The sequence below is a fragment of the Thalassospira tepidiphila MCCC 1A03514 genome, assembly GCF_001662875.1.
GTDB classification, from domain to species: domain Bacteria; phylum Pseudomonadota; class Alphaproteobacteria; order Rhodospirillales; family Thalassospiraceae; genus Thalassospira; species Thalassospira tepidiphila.
This window is the reverse complement of sequence record NZ_JPVZ01000009.1, coordinates 102,225-119,903: the sequence shown is the minus strand read 5'-3', so window position 1 is coordinate 119,903 and position 17,679 is coordinate 102,225. Positions and strand designations below refer to the sequence as shown.

At 54.0% G+C, this 17,679-nt stretch carries 22 protein-coding genes; 10 read left to right on the top strand and 12 right to left on the bottom strand.

What is annotated here, in order from left to right:
* Positions 1-2: 2 nt before the first annotated feature.
* Positions 3-314 (top strand): AtuA-related protein, encoded by a 312-nt coding sequence (locus TH4_RS17080; protein WP_064782062.1) that lies wholly within the window; start codon positions 3-5, stop codon positions 312-314.
* A gap of 17 nt (positions 315-331) precedes the next feature.
* Here TH4_RS17080 and TH4_RS17075 read toward each other — a convergent pair whose 3' ends face one another.
* Positions 332-1,099: a glutathione S-transferase gene (locus TH4_RS17075; RefSeq protein WP_083997165.1), complete on the bottom strand. Its 768-nt coding sequence runs from the start codon at positions 1,097-1,099 to the stop codon at positions 332-334.
* Positions 1,100-1,377: 278 nt separating this feature from the next.
* Between TH4_RS17075 and TH4_RS17070 the strand changes: the two genes are divergently transcribed.
* Positions 1,378-1,596 (top strand): DUF3126 family protein, encoded by a 219-nt coding sequence (locus tag TH4_RS17070; protein ID WP_064782061.1) that lies wholly within the window; start codon positions 1,378-1,380, stop codon positions 1,594-1,596.
* Positions 1,597-1,668: 72 nt separating this feature from the next.
* On the opposite strand, the gene TH4_RS17065 is transcribed toward TH4_RS17070, so the two are convergent.
* Together TH4_RS17065 and TH4_RS17060 are read right to left on the bottom strand one after the other, a co-directional pair.
* Complete coding sequence (locus TH4_RS17065; RefSeq protein ID WP_008891915.1) at positions 1,669-1,899, bottom strand: thioredoxin family protein; 231 nt, start codon at positions 1,897-1,899, stop codon at positions 1,669-1,671.
* Positions 1,900-1,915: 16 nt separating this feature from the next.
* Positions 1,916-3,244 (bottom strand): permease, encoded by a 1,329-nt coding sequence (locus TH4_RS17060; protein ID WP_083997164.1) that lies wholly within the window; start codon positions 3,242-3,244, stop codon positions 1,916-1,918.
* Positions 3,245-3,647: 403 nt separating this feature from the next.
* Between TH4_RS17060 and fdhA the strand changes: the two genes are divergently transcribed.
* Positions 3,648-4,844 (top strand): formaldehyde dehydrogenase, glutathione-independent, encoded by a 1,197-nt coding sequence (gene fdhA, locus TH4_RS17050; protein WP_064782059.1) that lies wholly within the window; start codon positions 3,648-3,650, stop codon positions 4,842-4,844.
* Positions 4,845-5,001: 157 nt separating this feature from the next.
* Complete coding sequence (locus TH4_RS17045) at positions 5,002-5,661, top strand: hypothetical protein (protein WP_064782058.1); 660 nt, start codon at positions 5,002-5,004, stop codon at positions 5,659-5,661.
* 79 nt (positions 5,662-5,740) lie between these two features.
* Here the strand turns inward: TH4_RS17045 and TH4_RS17040 are convergent, their stop codons facing one another.
* Genes TH4_RS17040 through TH4_RS17030 form a run of 3 tightly spaced genes read right to left on the bottom strand, consistent with a single transcriptional unit; the run spans position 5,741 to position 8,473 of the window.
* On the bottom strand, positions 5,741-6,541 hold the full coding sequence (locus TH4_RS17040) for a siderophore-interacting protein (protein ID WP_064782057.1): 801 nt from the start codon (positions 6,539-6,541) through the stop codon (positions 5,741-5,743).
* On the bottom strand, positions 6,538-7,035 hold the full coding sequence (locus TH4_RS17035; protein ID WP_064782056.1) for a MarR family winged helix-turn-helix transcriptional regulator: 498 nt from the start codon (positions 7,033-7,035) through the stop codon (positions 6,538-6,540). The genes TH4_RS17040 and TH4_RS17035 overlap by 4 nt, the downstream gene beginning before the upstream one ends.
* Before the next feature lie 16 nt (positions 7,036-7,051).
* Entirely contained in the window at positions 7,052-8,473 is a 1,422-nt protein-coding gene (locus TH4_RS17030; protein ID WP_064782055.1) for an MFS transporter, read from the bottom strand.
* Between the two features lie 245 nt (positions 8,474-8,718).
* On the opposite strand from TH4_RS17030, the gene TH4_RS17025 reads away from it, so the two are divergent.
* Positions 8,719-8,910, top strand: coding sequence for a hypothetical protein (locus TH4_RS17025; protein ID WP_064782054.1), 192 nt, complete (start codon positions 8,719-8,721; stop codon positions 8,908-8,910).
* A gap of 30 nt (positions 8,911-8,940) precedes the next feature.
* Here TH4_RS17025 and TH4_RS17020 read toward each other — a convergent pair whose 3' ends face one another.
* Positions 8,941-9,612, bottom strand: coding sequence for a class I SAM-dependent DNA methyltransferase (locus tag TH4_RS17020; RefSeq protein WP_064782053.1), 672 nt, complete (start codon positions 9,610-9,612; stop codon positions 8,941-8,943).
* A gap of 287 nt (positions 9,613-9,899) precedes the next feature.
* Here TH4_RS17020 and TH4_RS17015 point away from each other — a divergent pair, with 287 nt between their 5' ends.
* The 4 genes from TH4_RS17015 to TH4_RS20705 all read left to right on the top strand — a co-directional run bounded on the left by TH4_RS17015 (position 9,900) and on the right by TH4_RS20705 (position 11,853).
* Positions 9,900-10,157, top strand: a complete 258-nt coding sequence (locus TH4_RS17015; protein WP_064782052.1) for a type II toxin-antitoxin system RelE family toxin — start codon at positions 9,900-9,902, stop codon at positions 10,155-10,157.
* A gap of 10 nt (positions 10,158-10,167) precedes the next feature.
* Positions 10,168-10,551 (top strand): helix-turn-helix transcriptional regulator, encoded by a 384-nt coding sequence (locus TH4_RS17010; protein ID WP_064782051.1) that lies wholly within the window; start codon positions 10,168-10,170, stop codon positions 10,549-10,551.
* A gap of 60 nt (positions 10,552-10,611) precedes the next feature.
* Positions 10,612-11,388 (top strand): HNH endonuclease, encoded by a 777-nt coding sequence (locus tag TH4_RS17005; protein WP_167351231.1) that lies wholly within the window; start codon positions 10,612-10,614, stop codon positions 11,386-11,388.
* Positions 11,389-11,487: 99 nt separating this feature from the next.
* Positions 11,488-11,853, top strand: a complete 366-nt coding sequence (locus TH4_RS20705) for a hypothetical protein (RefSeq protein ID WP_157097781.1) — start codon at positions 11,488-11,490, stop codon at positions 11,851-11,853.
* 27 nt (positions 11,854-11,880) lie between these two features.
* Here the strand turns inward: TH4_RS20705 and TH4_RS17000 are convergent, their stop codons facing one another.
* Complete coding sequence (locus tag TH4_RS17000) at positions 11,881-13,095, bottom strand: TIGR03862 family flavoprotein (protein ID WP_083997163.1); 1,215 nt, start codon at positions 13,093-13,095, stop codon at positions 11,881-11,883.
* Between the two features lie 177 nt (positions 13,096-13,272).
* On the opposite strand from TH4_RS17000, the gene TH4_RS16995 reads away from it, so the two are divergent.
* Entirely contained in the window at positions 13,273-13,755 is a 483-nt protein-coding gene (locus TH4_RS16995) for a GNAT family N-acetyltransferase (RefSeq protein ID WP_064782049.1), read from the top strand.
* Positions 13,756-13,774: 19 nt separating this feature from the next.
* Here TH4_RS16995 and TH4_RS16990 read toward each other — a convergent pair whose 3' ends face one another.
* The 4 genes from TH4_RS16990 to TH4_RS16975 all read right to left on the bottom strand — a co-directional run bounded on the left by TH4_RS16990 (position 13,775) and on the right by TH4_RS16975 (position 17,667).
* Positions 13,775-14,719, bottom strand: a complete 945-nt coding sequence (locus tag TH4_RS16990) for a helix-turn-helix domain-containing protein (RefSeq protein ID WP_064782048.1) — start codon at positions 14,717-14,719, stop codon at positions 13,775-13,777.
* Between the two features lie 144 nt (positions 14,720-14,863).
* A complete protein-coding gene (locus TH4_RS16985; RefSeq protein WP_157097780.1) occupies positions 14,864-15,472 on the bottom strand; it encodes a hypothetical protein in 609 nt (202 codons plus the stop codon).
* A 313-nt stretch (positions 15,473-15,785) separates the two neighbouring features.
* The gene (locus TH4_RS16980) at positions 15,786-17,177 is read right to left on the bottom strand and encodes a TRAP transporter large permease (RefSeq protein WP_063086895.1); all 1,392 of its coding nucleotides are present in this window, start codon (positions 17,175-17,177) and stop codon (positions 15,786-15,788) included.
* Positions 17,170-17,667 carry a TRAP transporter small permease gene (locus TH4_RS16975; protein WP_064782046.1) on the bottom strand — a complete coding sequence of 166 codons (498 nt, stop codon included), beginning with the start codon at positions 17,665-17,667 and terminating at the stop codon, positions 17,170-17,172. The genes TH4_RS16980 and TH4_RS16975 overlap by 8 nt, the downstream gene beginning before the upstream one ends.
* Between the last annotated feature and the right edge of the window lie 12 nt (positions 17,668-17,679).

Genomic DNA, 17,679 nt, shown 5'->3' with positions numbered 1-17,679 from the left:
AAATGCAGCTTCGCGATATTGCGCATTCGCGCACCGGCGATAAGGGGAATATCTCAAACGTTTCGGTGATTGCCTATCGCCCGGAAGATTGGCCTGTTTTGCTTGAACAGGTCACCGCAGAGCGGGTTCGTGATCATTTCGGCTCTTTGATCGAAGGCGATGTCGTGCGTTATGAGTTGCCGCAGATCGGGGCGCTTAACTTTGTGATGTATGAGGCGCTGGGCGGCGGGGTCACGCGGTCCCTTGCACTCGATCCGCATGGCAAATGCCTGAGTTCGCGGTTGCTGACCTTGCCGATTGACGTACAACGCTAACAGGACAAGTAAGCAACTTACGCCGCCTTGAAAATCACCGGCGTGTCGCCTTCGTGCCATTGGTCATATTTGGTCATGGCGCGTTCAAAAAGCTCGGAGGTCAGGAAATCATCAAGCCAGCGCTGCACATGGACGAACGGCATGGCGTCAAACGCCTCTTTGTCGGTATTGGCAAACTGGCGGATGAAGGGGGCAATGGCGAAATCGGCCAAGGCCGGCCGCGACCCGAACAGATATTTGCCAACCGCCAGCCGGCCATCAAGGCGGTTAAGGATCTTTTCCGCATCCCGACGATGTTCGAGCGGGTCTACGTCTTCATAGCGGTTGGGATATTTGTAACGATCAAGGTGATGCTTGAACGGGCCATCATTTTGCGAAATCAGGGCCAGCATGTCGTCAAGTGTGCCGCTTTCGGGTGTCAGCCATTCAAGCGGATCATTTTCCGCAAGTGCCCAGACCATGATTTCAAGGCTTTCATCGACCACTGTGCCATCGGGCAGGACCAGAACCGGGACGGTTGCCTTGGGCGATACATCAATCATGCTTTGCGGTTTGTCGCGCAGGACAACTTCACGCAGTTCGACATCAATTTCGGCGGCCAGCAACGCAATACGTGCGCGCATGGCATAGGGGCAGCGGCGGAAACTGTAAAGGATGGGCCGGGATTGCGCAGCAGCGTCTGCTATGGCCTTCGCAGGGGGAAGGTCGGCGGTCTCGGTTTTGGCAGATGCGGTGCTGGTGTCGGTGCCGCTGTCGGTCTTGGGCATAACTTCGATTTCGGTCATATATTTGGCTTAAACGGTGCCCGCGGGCAATGCAATAGACAATCGCGTGACAACCGGAATGCGCAAACATCCGGCTCCTTGACGCGTATGCTGCAAAAAATGGCCGGTTTTACGACTTTTTTGGCCCGATGGGCTTGATTTTACTGTCCGGTTTGTGAAAGGACAGTGCACCAGATTTAACAAAAGACTTTAGGATAGAGGGCAGACGCCAAAGTGCGTATGAGATATCCTGTAGTCTTGCAGACAAAAGCCGTTGGAAAGAACAAGGGGCAAGTCCTATGACACCGACAGAGATCGCACGCGTCGAAGATTATCTGCGTCGCACGTTTGATAACCCGAAAATCGCCATTGATTCGCCCAAGAAAAAAGGCCATCCGATTGAAATGCGTGTTGGCGACGAGTTCGTCGGTGTTGTGCATCGTGACGAGGATGAAGGCGAAGTCAGCTACTCGCTGAACCTTGTCATCCTTGAAGAAGATCTGCCGCCGGCACCTTGATCTCTGATCTGATCTCATTGATCGAATTTAAAACGCCCCGTCGCCAGTTTTGGCCGGGGCGTTTTGCGTTTGCTACGACAGCATCTGACGGATTTCGTCCGGGGTGGCGACCTTGCCTTCGACCAGGATGTCGTCATCGGCCATCAGGGCCGGGGTGCGCATGATGCCGGCATCAATGATCTTGTTGGTGTCGGTGACCTTTTCGATCTCGTAATCAAGATCAAGCGCCTGCGCGGCCGCTTCGGCGTTTTTGGCCAATGCCTGGCACTTTGCGCAACCGCTGCCATAAATGCTGAGTTTCATCTTTGATCTCCTGTGATCAGAATGATTGAATATTGCCGTAAACAAAGCCCGAAATCGTCGCCATGACGACGACCAGCGCGCAGTAAACCAGCGTTTTCTGCGTGCCGATGACGGTGCGAATAACCAACATGTTGGGGAGTGACAAAGCAGGCCCGGCCAAAAGCAACGCCAGGGCAGGCCCCTTGCCCATACCTGCACCCATAAGGGCCTCGACAATCGGGATTTCCGTTAAGGTCGAAAAATACATGAACGCGCCCAGAACCGACGCCAGCGCGGTGGAGGTCAGGGAATTATCGCCAACCGCTGCCTGCACCCATTCATTGGGGATCAGGCCTTCATGCCCCGGTCGGCCCAGCAGCAGCCCAGCGATGAATACCCCCATCACCAGAAGCGGCAAAATCTGTTTGGTGAAATCCCAGCTTTGATCGACCCATTCACGGTCCTGATCGCGCGTCAGTGCAATCATCATCAGGCCGATCACGCCAATGGCAAAGGCCAGTTGCGGATGTTGCGGGAAAATCACGGCAGCAAGGATGACAATTGCTGCAAGCCCCGCAACCTGTTTAACCGGCCAATTCCATTGCCAGATCAGAAGTCCGGCAAAGCCCGCCGCAAGAAGAGCGGTGGTGGTCCATTTAACATCATAAACCGCCATCCAGACAGGACTGCCGGGGACGGAGGCCCAGTTGGCAAACACCAGAATGCCGACCATCAGACCAAAAAACGCAATGGTGATCGAAAGCGGCTTGCCGTCATCGTCGCCGCCAAAGCCGCGTTTGGATTTCTGGGCGCGATCATGTTCTTCGTGGCGATAGATCAGATGCATGATCAGGCCGATGACAATGGCAAACACAATCGCGCCAACCCCGCGCGCAAGGCCGATTTCAGCCCCCAATACCTTGGCCGTGACGACAATCGCCATGATATTGATCGCGGGCCCGGAATACAGAAACGCAATCGCCGGACCTAGCCCGGCACCGCGTTTGTAAATCCCGCCAAACAGCGGCAACACCGTGCAGGAACAAACCGCCAGCAACGTGCCCGAGATTGATGCCACGCCAAGGGCGACCGGGCGCGATGCATCCGGGCCGAGATAACGCATTACCGATCCCTGACTGATGTAAACCGCCATCGCCCCGGCAATCACAAAGGCCGGAAGCAAACACAAAATAACATGTTCGCGGGCATACCAGTTGGTCAGATAGACGGCCTCAAGCACCGCATTGTCAAACCGCCCCGTGCCAGCCGGGATGAAATAGATCGCAAGGAAACCAAGCGAAATGGCGGCAAACAGCCGTCCTTCGCGGGGATTTTCACGATAAAGCGCGATCAGGCGATGAAGCATCGGACGGTCTCCAAATGACCACGACGGGCGTTGTTGTTTTTAATCTATCCAGATTGGCCGACTATTACTTTGATACATCGCAACGTTGTGCACTGCCGCGACGCGGGGTTTGGCATCCCCCCATTTTTCGGATGTTCCCGCTGATCACGGATCGGCCGGGGAAACATTCGAAGGCCGATTTCAACCAATCGTCGCAAATCTTCTGAGCACAAGAGGAAGTTTAGGGGACGCAGCCCAGTTCGTTTGACAGTCGCGCGAACGCGGGCCTACCGTTTTGGTTGCACTGCGAATATCAAAAAACGCGCGGTGGGTTCGGTTCGGGCAGGGGTGCGGCGCAAGATCGCATGGACCCGGACATCAACAACAATCCTGACAAACCATATCAGGGAAGAGGAAGCAGAATATGAGCAGTCCATCAAATCGTGGCGTTGTATTCAAAGGTCCGGGAAAAGTCGCAATTGAAAACATCGCGTTTCCGGAATTGGCGCTGGGCAATCGCAAATGCCACCATGGCGTCATTCTGAAAGTTATCACCACCAATATCTGTGGCAGTGACCAGCACATGGTGCGTGGCCGCACAACCGCTCCCGAGGGGCTGGTTCTTGGCCATGAAATCACCGGCGTGATTGTCGAAACCGGCCGGGATGTCGAATTCCTTAAGGTCGGTGATGTGTGTTCCGTGCCGTTCAACATTGCCTGTGGTCGTTGCCGCAATTGCAAATCCGGCCTGACGGGCATTTGCCTGAATGTAAACCCGGCGCGTCCGGGTGCTGCTTATGGCTATGTCGATATGGGCGGCTGGGTCGGCGGGCAGGCCGAATATGTCATGGTGCCCTATGCCGACTTCAACCTTTTGAAATTCCCGGATTCAGATCAGGCGATGGAGAAGATCCGCGACCTGACGCTTCTGTCTGACATCTTCCCGACCGGCTTCCATGGCTGTGTCACGGCGGGTGTCGGTCCGGGCAGCACGGTTTATATCGCCGGTGCCGGTCCGGTCGGCCTTGCTGCGGCGGCGTCGGCCCACCTTCTGGGGGCGGCTTGCGTGATTGTCGGTGACATGATCGATGATCGCCTGGCACAGGCACGCAGCTTTGGGTGTGAAACCATCGATCTTAAAAAAGACATGCCGATGGAAGACCAGCTTGAAGCGATCCTGAATGATCGCGAAGTGGATTGCTTTGTCGATTGCGTGGGCTTTGAAGCCCATGGCTGTGGCTGCAACCACAATCACGAAGCCCCGGCAACCGTTCTGAACTCTGCCATGCAGGTTACCCGTGCCGGTGGTTCGATCGGCATTCCGGGCCTTTATGTCACCGAGGATCCCGGTGCGGTCGATGATGCCGCCAAGGTGGGTGCACTTAGCATGCGGTTTGGTCTGGGCTGGGCAAAATCCCATTCCTTCCATACCGGTCAGTGCCCGGTGATGAAGTATCACCGCAACCTGATGCAGGCGATCCTGTTTGAAAAGATCGACGTCGCCAAGGCGGTCAATGTGCAGATGATCAATCTTGATCAGGCACCAAAAGGCTATGCCGACTTTGACGGCGGGGCGGCGAAGAAATTCGTCATCGACCCGCATGGCAGTGTCGCTGCCTGATCCGGCATCCATCAAAAACGCATCTCTGGCACCCCGGTCTTTGGCCGGGGTGTTTTGCATTCCCCTGAAACAAAACCGCTGGCGGCACGTTGCGTGGATGGTGCCGGATCAAAGTTGAATTCGGCCACCAAGTCGATTTTGATTTCAGGGGGACCCGATGGGTTCATGGATTGAACAACACGCGACCTTGCTTCAGGTTGGGGTTAGCATCGCAACATTGATGGTGTGGATTTTTTACGCGCAATTGCTGTTTCAAAGCTATCGCCGCGTCAGACGTCCGAAAATTGTCATCAACCAGATGCTTGGCAATTCGGACAAGGCGCGCTTTCTGATCAGCAATATGAGCCAGGAAGCCATCCATATTGACAAGGTGCTTGTCTGCATTGGCGATGAGACGCATCAGGTGTGTGAGCAGGTCACAGACAGCGATCCGGAAGTGGATTTCCAGACCGATCAGGGCAGCAAATCGGCCCACGCCGCCCGTCTTGAGGAACTGACAGTGCAAGGCCCGCTTGAATCCGGCAGATGCATCGAACTGGGCGCGCTGCAAAACCTGATGCGGCGGATCAGTCATCAGGCCCGCGCCAGCGATAAGGACACAGGTAATGATGCCGATACCGCAATGGGCGAAGGCAAGTGCCGGATCGAAATCATGGTCATTGCGGTCTATAGCTCGGAAAAGGGCGTGATCGGTGCCAGCCGGGCCTTTGTCTGTGACGAGGATGGGCAGTTGCACCCCGAAATGGTTCAGACAACCCAGCATGCAGGCTTTTTCGCGCGCAGACGCATGGCGCGCCTGCATGCGCAATATGCCTGATCCGCTCAGTCAATCGCCAAACGGAAAACGGGCCCCGCAAAGGGGCCCGAATTGTTTGTTCGATTGTGGTGTGTGCCGATCAGGCCGCCGTTTTGGCGTCCTCGGACTTGATGACCTTGTGGGTGTCTTCATTCATGCCAAGCTTCCAATAGCTTGAGATATAAAGATCATCCTTGCCAAGGCCGCGTTCCTCGCGGAAGTAGCTGCGCAGTTCCCGCATGGAGGTGAATTCGCACGCCGCCCAGACTGAAAGCCGACCGTCTGCGTGCCAGGGGATGCGTTTGACCACATCACTCAGGACCGTGTTCTGTGCGCCCGGACGCGGATTGATCACCCATTCGATTGTGATGTTGTCGGGCTTTTTCAAATCCTGCATGTCGGCTTCTGACCGGACTTCGATCACGGCATAGCCGCGTGCGTCACCCGGCAGGGTTTCCAGATTGACCGATACGGCCGGAAGTGCCGTCATATCGCCAACAATCAGGAACCAGTCGGCGGTCGGATCAACAAGCTTTTTCGGGCCGGGGCCCCCGATGGTGATCACATCACCGGGCTTGCAATTGACCGCCCAGTTTGAGGCGGGGCCGCCATGGTCATGATCATCCACACCATCATCACCATTGCCAGCACCATGCATGACGAAATCAATATCGATCTCGCGGCCCTGATCGGTCACGCGGTCATGCCGCACGGTGTATGTCCGGCGCAAAACGCGGCCCTTGTCGTCGCCTTCAATCGGGAACATCAGTTTGACATAGGCGCTTTCCTGATCGTCTGGGAAGTCCTTCATGCCGTCACCGCCAAGGGTAACGCGTAGCATATTGGGGGTGACGTATCCCTTTCTGATCACGGTCAGATCGCGTGTGGAAGGTTTACTCATTTCTTCACTCCTTGGTCCTTTGGGCCATCGGCCGCAAAGTCCAGTTTCTTGCATTTGTGGGTTTCCAGATTGTCGGACATCAGATTGGCGATCTCGACAAAATCATGGATCTGTTGTGGCGTAAGGCCGCTGGTCATTCGGGATCTGACTTCTTTTTCAACAGCGCGGAAATCTTCCATTTTTGCGCTGCCGGCGGCCGTCAAATGCAGTGTTTGGCTCCGTCGATCTTCGGGGTGCGGGCGGCGTTCAATCAGCCCGTCATTTTCAAGTTCTTTCAAAAGCCGCGTGATCCGGCCTTTGTCCTGACCGGATTTTTCGGCCATTTGCTGGGCGGTGATGCCGGGGATTTTGACAATCCATTTCATCACCCGCTTGTGCGAAATCGGCATCGGCATGTCGGCTGCCTGCATCGCATGCATCAGTCTGCGTTTATAGGCATGCACCAACCGATGCAGGGTTTCACCCGGGACGTGGACCTGATCTTCTTCGGTCATGACAATCGTTTCTTCCTCACAGGCCAGCCGGGCTGGCAATCAAGCCGGAACGAAGGGCATGGCGGCGTCCTTCGCATATGATGGCGGAAGTAACGGCCGAGCCACTGGCGACCACCATGATGGTCGCAAGGTCAAAGCCACCACCGGTACCAATCAGAATGGCGGCAAGCGCCGCACCAACCGACTGGCCAGTCAGGCGCGCAGTCGACAAAAGCCCGCTTGCCCCGCCAGAACGTTCACGCGGCGCACTGGTCAGCATCAGGCGGTTATTGGGTGCCTGAAACAGTCCAAATCCCGCACCACAAAGCGCAAGGGCGGCAATGATCGGCGCCAGCCCACCGGCATCGGCCGCCAGCGTCGTGCCATACAGCCCGATGGCAAAGACCGCCATGCCAATCCCGGTCAGACGGATCGGCGAAAACCTGTCGGCCAACCGTCCGGCAATCGGGGCAATGATCGCGGTCGCCACCGGCCATGGCGTCATCAAAAGACCTGTCATGGTGGCACTTTGTCCCAACACATCGTGGAAATAGAACGGCAGGGTGACGAACGCAATCATCTGAGCACAAAAACCGGTGATTGATGACCCGATGGAGCAGGCAAAGACCGGAATTTTCAACAGATCAAGCGGCAGCATCGGGCGGGTGCGTGACAATTGGCGATGCACCAGAAAGACACCGGCAACAAACGATACTGCAAATTGTACGCCGATCAGGATCGGGTTGCTTTCGATGCCCATATTGCCAAGCGCCGCGACAAGCCCGCCAAAGGTCAGGACATTTAAAAACGCACTGATGAAATCAAACCGTGCGCGGCTTGGCGTATTGAACGGCAGGCTGAAATAGCCAATCACAACCGCCAGAACCGACATCGGCAGATTGATCAAGAACAGCCAGTGCCAGCTGGCAACCGCCATGATGGCCGAGGCAATGCTGGGCCCGGCGGCGGCCGAAACCGACACCGTCATCGCGATCCAGCCAATCGCCTGACCGAGTTTCGCATGCGGGAAAACATGGCGCATGATGGCGGCATTGATGCTCATGATCGCAGCCGCCCCAAGGCCCTGCAATACGCGCGCTGCCGTCAGAAGCTCGATCGTCGGGGCCATCGCACACAGGGCGGATGCCACCCCGAACAGGGCAACCCCACTCAGGTAAACCTTGCGAAACCCGATGGCTTCGCCAAGGGCTGCAAACGGCAAAAGGGCCACCACGATGGCCAACTGATACGCCGTAATCACCCAGATCGCGTGGGCCGGTGTTGCGCCCTGATCATGGGCGATGGCGGGCAGGGCGACATTCATGATCGTGCCATCAAGCACCGCCATCATGATTGTGATCAAAAGCGCCAGTGCCGCATAAATGCGCCGTGGTCCCGGCAGCCCATCGGGATGCACTTCGGGTGATATCTTAAGTCGGGGGATATGAGGGATCGGCATGGGGCAGTCTCTTTATCAAATGGTGTGCGCGAAGGGGCCTTTATTTCAGGCACGGCATGTCGCCTTGGTATCGCGTCGGCAAAGCGTGGGGCGCTTGTGGGGGCAGACGCGATCCTTAATTGGTTGATACTGTCAACTATATAAAAATGGTTGATCATGTCAACTATCTTTTTGACCTGCCCTTAAAGCTAGTATGTCTGCCGCGTGAGGATGTTATCATCACGGGATAAACAGGGAGGATAACGATGAAAACAGTTCTGATGATTGCCGCCGCCTTGCCGTTTGCGCTCGGCCTGGCGGTTATGCCGGAACCGACAAACGCGCAGCCGGTGACTGTGGATCAGGCGATTGAACATGGTGGCGGATGCCGCAAAAGCTCCCCACCCGGTCAGTGCTGCCACATGGATCGCAAGGCGGGCACGGTTCATTGCCACTAGGCGGGTGGGCATAGAGCCCGGATCGCAGGGTTATTTCACCCGGTACAGATCATAGAAAATGTGCTTCTTGTCGGCGAAATCTTCGTGGTTGGGCAGATAGGGCATCGGGTCGGAATGGGAAATCATCTCCCATTTTTTGGCCTTGATGGTGGCCTGAATGGCCTTGATGAAGGCGTCGTCATAAAGATCGGTGCGCTGGGTAAAGCACACAATCCCGCCGCGCTTCACAACCCGGCAAAATTCCGAAAACAGCTGCTTTATTTCGCGGACATAGGTCAGGGTGCCAATACATTGAACAGCGGCAAAGCCATTGTCGCCAAAGGCCAGCGTTTGGTTCATGTCGCGCTTCTTAAGGTGACGATAAACGCCCTTGGCCTCGGCCGCCTGCAGGGATTCCAGCGAAAGATCAATGCCGGTGATATCGCTATATCCGGCCTTTGAAAGCTCCAAACCCGTCAACCCGGTGCCACATCCGGCATCCAAAACGGGTGCGTCAAACGGCACCCCGTGCTCAACCATGATGGCCGCCGCCCGCTTGGGCGCGTCATAGCCCATCTTGGGCAAATCCGCATCATAGCTTTCCGCCCACTTGTCGTAATAGGCGGCAAGGGCCTCCGGTCCTGCATCGGTCATCCGCGTCAGGTCGGATGCGCTATCGGAAATATCCGTACCTCTGGAATTGCCATCACTGGCACCCGTCATGGCTCACCTCTCTGTTTTTATTCTTGGATTTTTGAAATTTGAAGGTGGGTATTAAGGCATAGACGATGTTGCATTGCAAATTTTGCCCCATCTTTTGATGGCGTGTGCCTTTTGGCCGGCTTTGGTTTGGTTGGTCATGTCTTTTATGACCTTTTAGTCGTAAAAGATGCATTTCGAACGGTATTGTTATCCTAATAGTATATATTTTCGGCGACCACATTCGAACAAGATTTGTTGTTGTTTGTTTGTGTTTATGTTATTAAAAGTTTGTATTTGAGGTGCGTGAGATGCTTCAGATCGTCTATGCAAGGGATGCGCGCAAAGCATTGCGCAAGATACCCAAAAAGACGCGTGACAGTATTTTGCAGAAAATCGACCTGATCGCCCAAAATCCACTGCGCACCGATCTCGATATAAAACCGCTTAGGGGTGTTTCGGCCCATAGGCTGCGCGTTGGGCAATACCGGGTGGTCTATACCGAGGATGGCGTCATTCTTGATGTGCTGAAAGTTGGCCCGCGTGGTGACGTTTACGACAAGCTTTAGGAGACAGGCGATGAATGTGCCTCATCAGATCATTTACAAAGATGAAAAACCCGAATTCGCCGTCGTGCCATGGGATGAATATGTAAAACTCTTCAAGCCGACAGAAGATGATCTGGACAGAATGGCCTATGATCAAGCCGTGGCGCACGATGATGGTGTGCGTTTTCCTGCTGCGGTGATCAAGCGTCTGAGTGACGGTGAAAATCCGGTGCGCGTATATCGCGAGTATTATGATCTCACACAGGAAGAATTGGGCGCGAAAGTGGGGGTGACCGGAACCTATATCGGTGCTGTTGAACGGAACGCGCGTCCGCTGTCAAAAAAGCTGGCGACGAAAATTGCGTCTGTCTTCAAGGTTGATGCGGATGATTTGGAACCTTGGTCGCAAGAGTGACCTGACGTTTTGGGCAGAAAATAAATCTGTCCCTTTTTTTCTATGGAGGAGTGGGGTTTGGTGACACAGCTACAGAATGTCTCCACTACTGATCTTTACTACATTTGTCAGATCGTCGATACAGTCACACGAAATCCATCCAGCTATATTAGAAATATAGAAGACATTTTTGGCGATATGGCATCAATTAGTCTTACTCACAGCTTTCCAAAATGGACGCCTTTTCACATATTCATAGAAAGTGTAATATCAAGCGTTATTTATGAGGAAGCTGAAAAAAGCAAAACCATCGGAACCTTCTGGGTTGATTATTTGCTTGATGCAAACGACATAAAAGTGAGCTCAGCATCAAACGACCCTCATGGGGGCAGCCTTGTATATGGGTATGAGTATCTTGAGCAACTGTCTCAGGACAACTTGATCAATGACGTTTGTGAGAATGTTACCAAGCAAGTGTTTCATGTGCTTTTTTCAAACCGAGCTACTCTTGCAGCATTCTGGGACGTTGTATCTTGGTACGTCTCGGATACCGCTCGGCTATTTAGGCCTGAAGCATTTACTAGATCAGGTCATCTAAAAAGGTCTCGTATCCCGATGTGGGCCCAAAATTCCATTTATCACAGAGATAAGGGGCGCTGCGTTCTGTGTAAGACGGATTTAACAAAGTTGGTCACGCAAGAAAACTCTCTACATTTTGATCACATCATCCCTTTAGCAAAAGGAGGCGGAAATTGTGTGACAAACCTTCAGTTGACATGTTCATCCTGCAATACCCGAAAGGGAGGGCGTGCATCCACCACTTCGAAAGATTATGAAGCTTGGTATAAATACGACTAATGAGATGAAAATATACGCCATAAATTAACTAACATGTATGGTGTCATTTTCTGTCCAAATCAGAGTAGGGAATGATATTTGTGAAAATTGGAGCCGGAAATGATTCGCTTACAAGAGGTGCGAATTGAAACGAATAAAAAATGTTCTTTTTCAATTCATTTAGTGGAAAATGTTGCGAATAAAACAGATTTCAGTTGTGAAGTGGACGTATTTGACTTTGTATCAAATCATCCGGGAAGTTACCGGATATCAACAAAAAATACTTTCCCGACACCTATTGAAGCTCTTGAAGACGGGCTGAATCAAGCTAAAAATTATAGTAAAAATTCTCATGTCACGATTTGCGTAATTGATAATCCTTGTAATTGCGAACTGGTTTCAAAGAAAGACCAACAAGATTTAGTACGCAAATTAAACCTCTCAGCACAGGTAACTGAAAACGGCAGTACTGAAGACGGCAGTTAAGTACGTCCAAATTAATTTGGCATTCAATTAGTATTTGATTAGGCACCCACTCAACAAATACCCACCCGTTGGTGCTTCCCAATCAATCATTTCGCCGAGGCAGTAGGTGCCGGGGCGGTTGATTAGTTGGAAGGTGTCGTCGAGTTCTTCCCATGCGACACCGCCTGCGGTGCTGATGGCCTCGTCCAGTGGACGGGGCTTTTTGATTTGGAGTTTCAGGTTTTTGATCGCCGTGGCGAGGGCGGTTGGGTCGTTCAGGGTTTCGCGCGGGGTGACTTCGAAAATCAGTGCTGTTTTGGTGGCATCAAGGCCGAGGGTTTTGCGTAAATGGTTACCCAGTGAGTTTTTGCCGCGTGGCTTTGACAGGCGGTTGGTGACGTCACCCAGCGTGCGGTCGGGGCAGAGGTCAAGCGTGAGGGTGCCAACCCCGGTTTCAAGCCACTGATCACGCAGCGTTGCCGAGATGGCGTAGACCGCGCTGCCTTCGATCCCGGTTTTGGAAATGACGAATTCGCCGCGCACGGTTTGGTCGCCACAGGTGAGTGTCACGGCCTTAACCGGAGAGCCAGCGCATTTGTCGATCAAATGGTCGGTCCAATTGAGTTCAAAGCCGCAATTGGCCGGTTTGAACGGGTTGCACTTGATCCCGGCGTTAAGCAGGATTTCCATCCATTTGCCGTCTGAGCCCAGCCGTTTCCAACTGCCGCCGCCAAGGGCCAGAATGGTGATGTCGGCGGTGGCGGTGATTTCGCCATCGGGCGTTTTGAAAACCGCCTGATCAGCGTCGTTCCAGCCGGTCCAGTAATGGCGATAGTGGATGGTGCAGCCCAGATCATCAAGTCGCCTAAGCCAGGCGCGCAAAAGCGGGCTTGCCTTCATCGCGGTCGGGAACACCCGGCCTGACGAGCCGACAAAGGTTTCAAGACCCAATCCCGCACACCATTCGCGGATTTGATCGGGCCCGAATTTGCGCAAATGCGGTTCAAGCCGTGCGCGTGATGTGCCATAGCGGGTGAGAAAGGTTTCAAGATCTTCGCTGTGCGTGATGTTAAGCCCCGATTTCCCGGCCATGAGCAACTTGCGCCCGGCACTTGGCATGCCTTCATAGATCGTGACCGCGTAGCCATCACCGGCCAGCCGTTCGGCCGCCATCAGGCCAGCCGGACCGGCACCGATCACCATGGCGGTTTTGCCATTCGGGGCAGGGCGGGCGTGCGGCGCATTCGGTGTTGGGCTTGGCATGTGCGGCCTTTGGTCAGGGTTGATATCGGCTGGTTTTAGCGGCTTTGGGTCCTATTGGCAATTTGTCCGGCGTCAGATGATGGGATGCGGGTGGGTTCGTGGTGCTTGACCGCACAGAGCTCGCTGTTTACCACTGCCATCTTGTAACGCCACCACCAGCCCATCAGGACCACAGCCATGATTACCGGAACCTGGCAAACGCCAACCGATGAAGAACTTCTGCGCATTCGCGACATGATGGAAGATGCGCAGTTTTATGACGCGATTGCGCGTGTGCCCGATGATGCCCTGAGCGCGGCACTGGCGGGATCAGAGGACACCGCACTTTGGGTGTTTCGTGTTGATCAGAAGGCGGTTGCCTATGTCTATATGACCGAGATGGCAACAAGCCTGCCAAAGGTCGATGAGTTTGGGGTGTTTGAACGCGGGCAGGGCTTTGGCAAGGCGGCATTATCAAGCTTAGCTGCCAAGATTGCCGAAACGCCTGATTATGAAAAGCTGTGGCTGAATGTTGTGGATGGCAATGACAATGCGCTTAATCTGTATCGCAAGGTCGGGTTTGGCGAGGAAAAGTTCATTGCCAAGGGTTGGAAAACGCGGTCTGGCCGGGTGGTCGATCAGGTGCGCATGTGGCTAACACTTGATACGTTGCGAAGCTAGGAGCCCCAACGCCTAAAGCCTATCGATTATCGGTGCGAAACCGGGCAGGGGATACCCCGGCCTTTTTTGTAAAGAAGCGCGAAAAATATCCGGCATCGCGAAAGCCCAGACTATCTCCGATCTGTTGAATGGCGATGTCGGTATAGATCAGGGTCCGCTTGGCTTCCAGCATCAGGCGGTTTTGCACCACCTCGCTTGCGGTCATGCCATAAATGTCCTTGGCAATGCGGTTAAGCTGGGTTGTGGTGACGCCGATTTCACGGGCATAGAAATCAAGCGATTTGTGCTGCTTATAGAACGTTTCGACCAGCGTCTGAAACTTGCGGAATTTTTCGGCCTTTTGTTCCTGGCGCGACAGGCGTGCCGAATGATCCTGCGGCACGGTGCGTCCGATACCAAGCAACAGCAATCCCAGAATATGACGAAGCGCAAACAACCGCCCGGTATTGTGGCTGTAATATTCCGTGACCAGTTGCGATATCAGGAAATCGGTCGGGCTGTTGGCATCGCCAGAGGATGACCGCGTATCAACGCAGATCGCCTGATCAAGCCGGGCGAGGAGTTTGGGTGCGGGGCTGAGAATTTCCTGCAGGTGATAGTCGGTCAGAGAAATCACCCAGCCATCAATATCATCACTGAATTTAAAGCCATGTACGGTGCCGGGCGGCACCGTAATCAACTGGCCTGCCTGCATGGTCAGATGTTGATCATCAAAGCTGATCTCGGCCGTGCCATGGGTGATATACAGCAGCTGAAACAGGTTGGTATGGCGGTGCGGTTTGATGTGCAAATCATGCAGGCGTGATCGTTCCGGGATGCTTTCAAGATGAAAGAATTCCGGTTCGGTGATCGGTTGCGGATCGGATGCGGGGATATTTTCCAGATCATAGCCATCACGTGCGCGGGGGCTCGTTGCCGCATCGCGTTCGCCGTAAAGCTTATAGATCGGGATGGTGTTGCGCATGGATGCTCTGATTTGCGATTGGTTAATCTTCGTTATGTCAGGGCGGTTTAGACTGTTTTCGAGCCGGAAAAAAGAAATGCATGTGCCAAAACTGGCGCGGGCTTATCACCAAAGTAGACAGTCAAATCATAGACAACTGGAATCTCATCGCATACTCCGAAACAACTTTCGCATGAGATGACCGGTATCAGAATAGTCACTTCGGATCTGACGAAGTTGAGCACTCAAGCACTGCTCCGCAATCATACAGAGACTAGTTGCAGTAGTTATGCTGCTGATCGTTGTACTATGGGTTTTGTCCCGCTGTGACCTCCGAAGATCCCATGTATCAATACTGGATACCGCCAAAGCGCATTTCTCTTGCACCTGCAGGAGAGCAGCAGCCGTTTCACCAGTAAATTCCCTTGGCCCAATCTGTCTAACGATATCACCGACGTGCGCCAGAAGTGGGTTTATCTTTCTGCATTCATTTGTGTAACGATCAATATATTCTGCTTCATAGAACTGCTGGTTTGTGATTTTGTCGGCGTCTCCCGCAGTCCGCACCAACACAACGTGCAGTTCTTCCAATGCAAGCCTCAACTGCTCAACTGCTGTTTTCGCGTTGGAAATTGGCCGTTGCAACGTATCGCTGTGTATGTCGTATGTCTGGTCGACAAGCCGCATCGTCGACCGCAACTGAGCGGATATTTGCAAGCGGGTCGCAGATATTACAGACAGGCCGCCTGCCAAGCCAAACAAACCAGCACTCATGGCTTCCCATTCTAAGGAGCGGATAGCATTGCAAATAGGGGACGTGCACCCTCCCACCATGGAGGGTCCCCATATTCCAGCAATAATAACCAATGCAGCTGCGAGGACAGCGACGTACACCAACATCCAACTCTGGAAATGCGCCCACGTCGCCCAAAGAACGTTTTGCAATCGGACACGAAAATGGTCCTTATCTTCTGCCAAACTCCACGCCTTTCAAACATTGTTTGTGCAAAAGATTTTACACCACCGAACACCAACAGAAAAGCCCGCCAAGATGATGGGCGGGCTTTTCCGAGTTCTGTTAGCGTCGCTAATTGCCAAGCAGCGTTGGCACAAACAACGTTAATATCGGCGCAAAGATCAGAAGCAGAATACGAATGATCTCGGCGCCAAAGAACGGCATCACACCGCGGAATGTCTGGCTCATCGGGACTCCCTTGGCGAGTGCGTTAATGATAAACACGTTCAGTCCCACCGGTGGCGTAATCAACCCAAGCTCAACGACAATGAGTGCGAGGATCCCGAACCAGATCTTCAGATCCTCGGTCCCCATGCCATAGGCCGCTGTTGCCGCCGTCGCCCAGTCGCCGCCATTGATATCAACAAGGGCCGGCCAGAAGAACGGGATAACCACGACAATCATCGACAGGCTTTCCATGAAGCAGCCCAGTAGGATCAGGGCAAGCAACATCAAAACCATGACAAGCCACGGATCAAAGCCGCTGGTGGCGGCGGCTTCTGCCATATAGGCCGGAAGGTTGGCACGGCTAAAGAAGCCCTTGAGGATTTCTGCACCCAACAGGATGAAGAAAATCATCGAGGATGTGATCGCGGTGTCTTTAAGCGACTGGCGCAGACCTTTCCAGGTCAGGCCACCTTTGCCACGAATGCGCATATAGACGCCGTAGACCAGAATGGCGAACACGCCCACACCCGCCGCCGGTGTCGGGGTAAACAGACCGGCACCGAGCCCCAGAATGATCGATCCAAAGATCACCATCACCGGGATCAGGCGCAGCAATGCTTCCTTGCGCTCAGCGGCTGGCATCGGTTCGGGTTTCGGGGCCAGTGACGGGTTCAGGCGCACCTGAATGGCAATCACCGCCATAAAGAACAGAACCGCAATCAGGCCCGGAATGATGGCGGCCTGAAACATCTGAATGATCGATGCTTCGACCGTGACCGCGTAAATCACAAGGGCGACTGACGGCGGGATCAGAATGCCAAGCGTACCACCCGCAGCCAGCGTACCGGTTGCCAGACGCGGCGAATATTTCAGCCGATCAAGTTCGGGCAGGGCGACCTTGCCCATGGTCGATGCGGTGGCAAGCGATGATCCACACACCGCGCCAAAACCGGCACACGCCCCGATGGCCGCCATGGCAACGCCACCACGGAAACGGCCAAGGATGGCATTTACACCCTGAAACAGATCGCGCGACAGGTTGGCCTGACTTGCGAGATACCCCATCAGAACAAACAGCGGCACGACCGACAGTTCGTAGTTCGACACAATCCCGTACAACAGGGATTTAAACTGCTGCAGATAGGGATCAAAGCGCAGGAACGGGAAAAACAGGCTAAGCACATAGTTGCCGCCGATGCCGACACCCACCATGGCAAGGCCGACGGGCACACGCAGTGCCAGGATCACAAAGAGAAGGGCAAGGCCACCAAGGCCGATCAATTCACGTTCAGACATCGGCCTCTCTCTCGAAAATCTGGTTTCCGGCAATTGCCGCCCACAGGAACATCGCAATGATGCCCGGGACATAGAACGGCCAGATCGGCCAGCCCAAAATTGCCGAAAGGGTATTGTCGCTGCGCACTTCGATCAGGCCATTGACCATCATATACCCCAGGAACAGCGCAAGTGCGGTCATCAGAACGGACGACAGGGTATCGACCACCCGCGCAAACCAGTCGGGAAACATCTTGATGAAAACGTCCACCGCGACATGGCCGCGATGTGCCTGACAATAGGGGAAAAACATCAACGCCGCCGAACTGACGATCATGCTGACAAAGTCCTCATAGCCGATAATGGCCGGGACGTTGGCATCAAACAGCCGGGCGATCTTGTCGAGACCAAAGGCGGTCACGTTAACGATCGTAACAATCGAGATCAGCAGGGCAAGCATGCCACCGGCAATAGCAAGCCACGAAGCGGCCTTGTAGAGCACGTTTTTCATATCTCTAACATT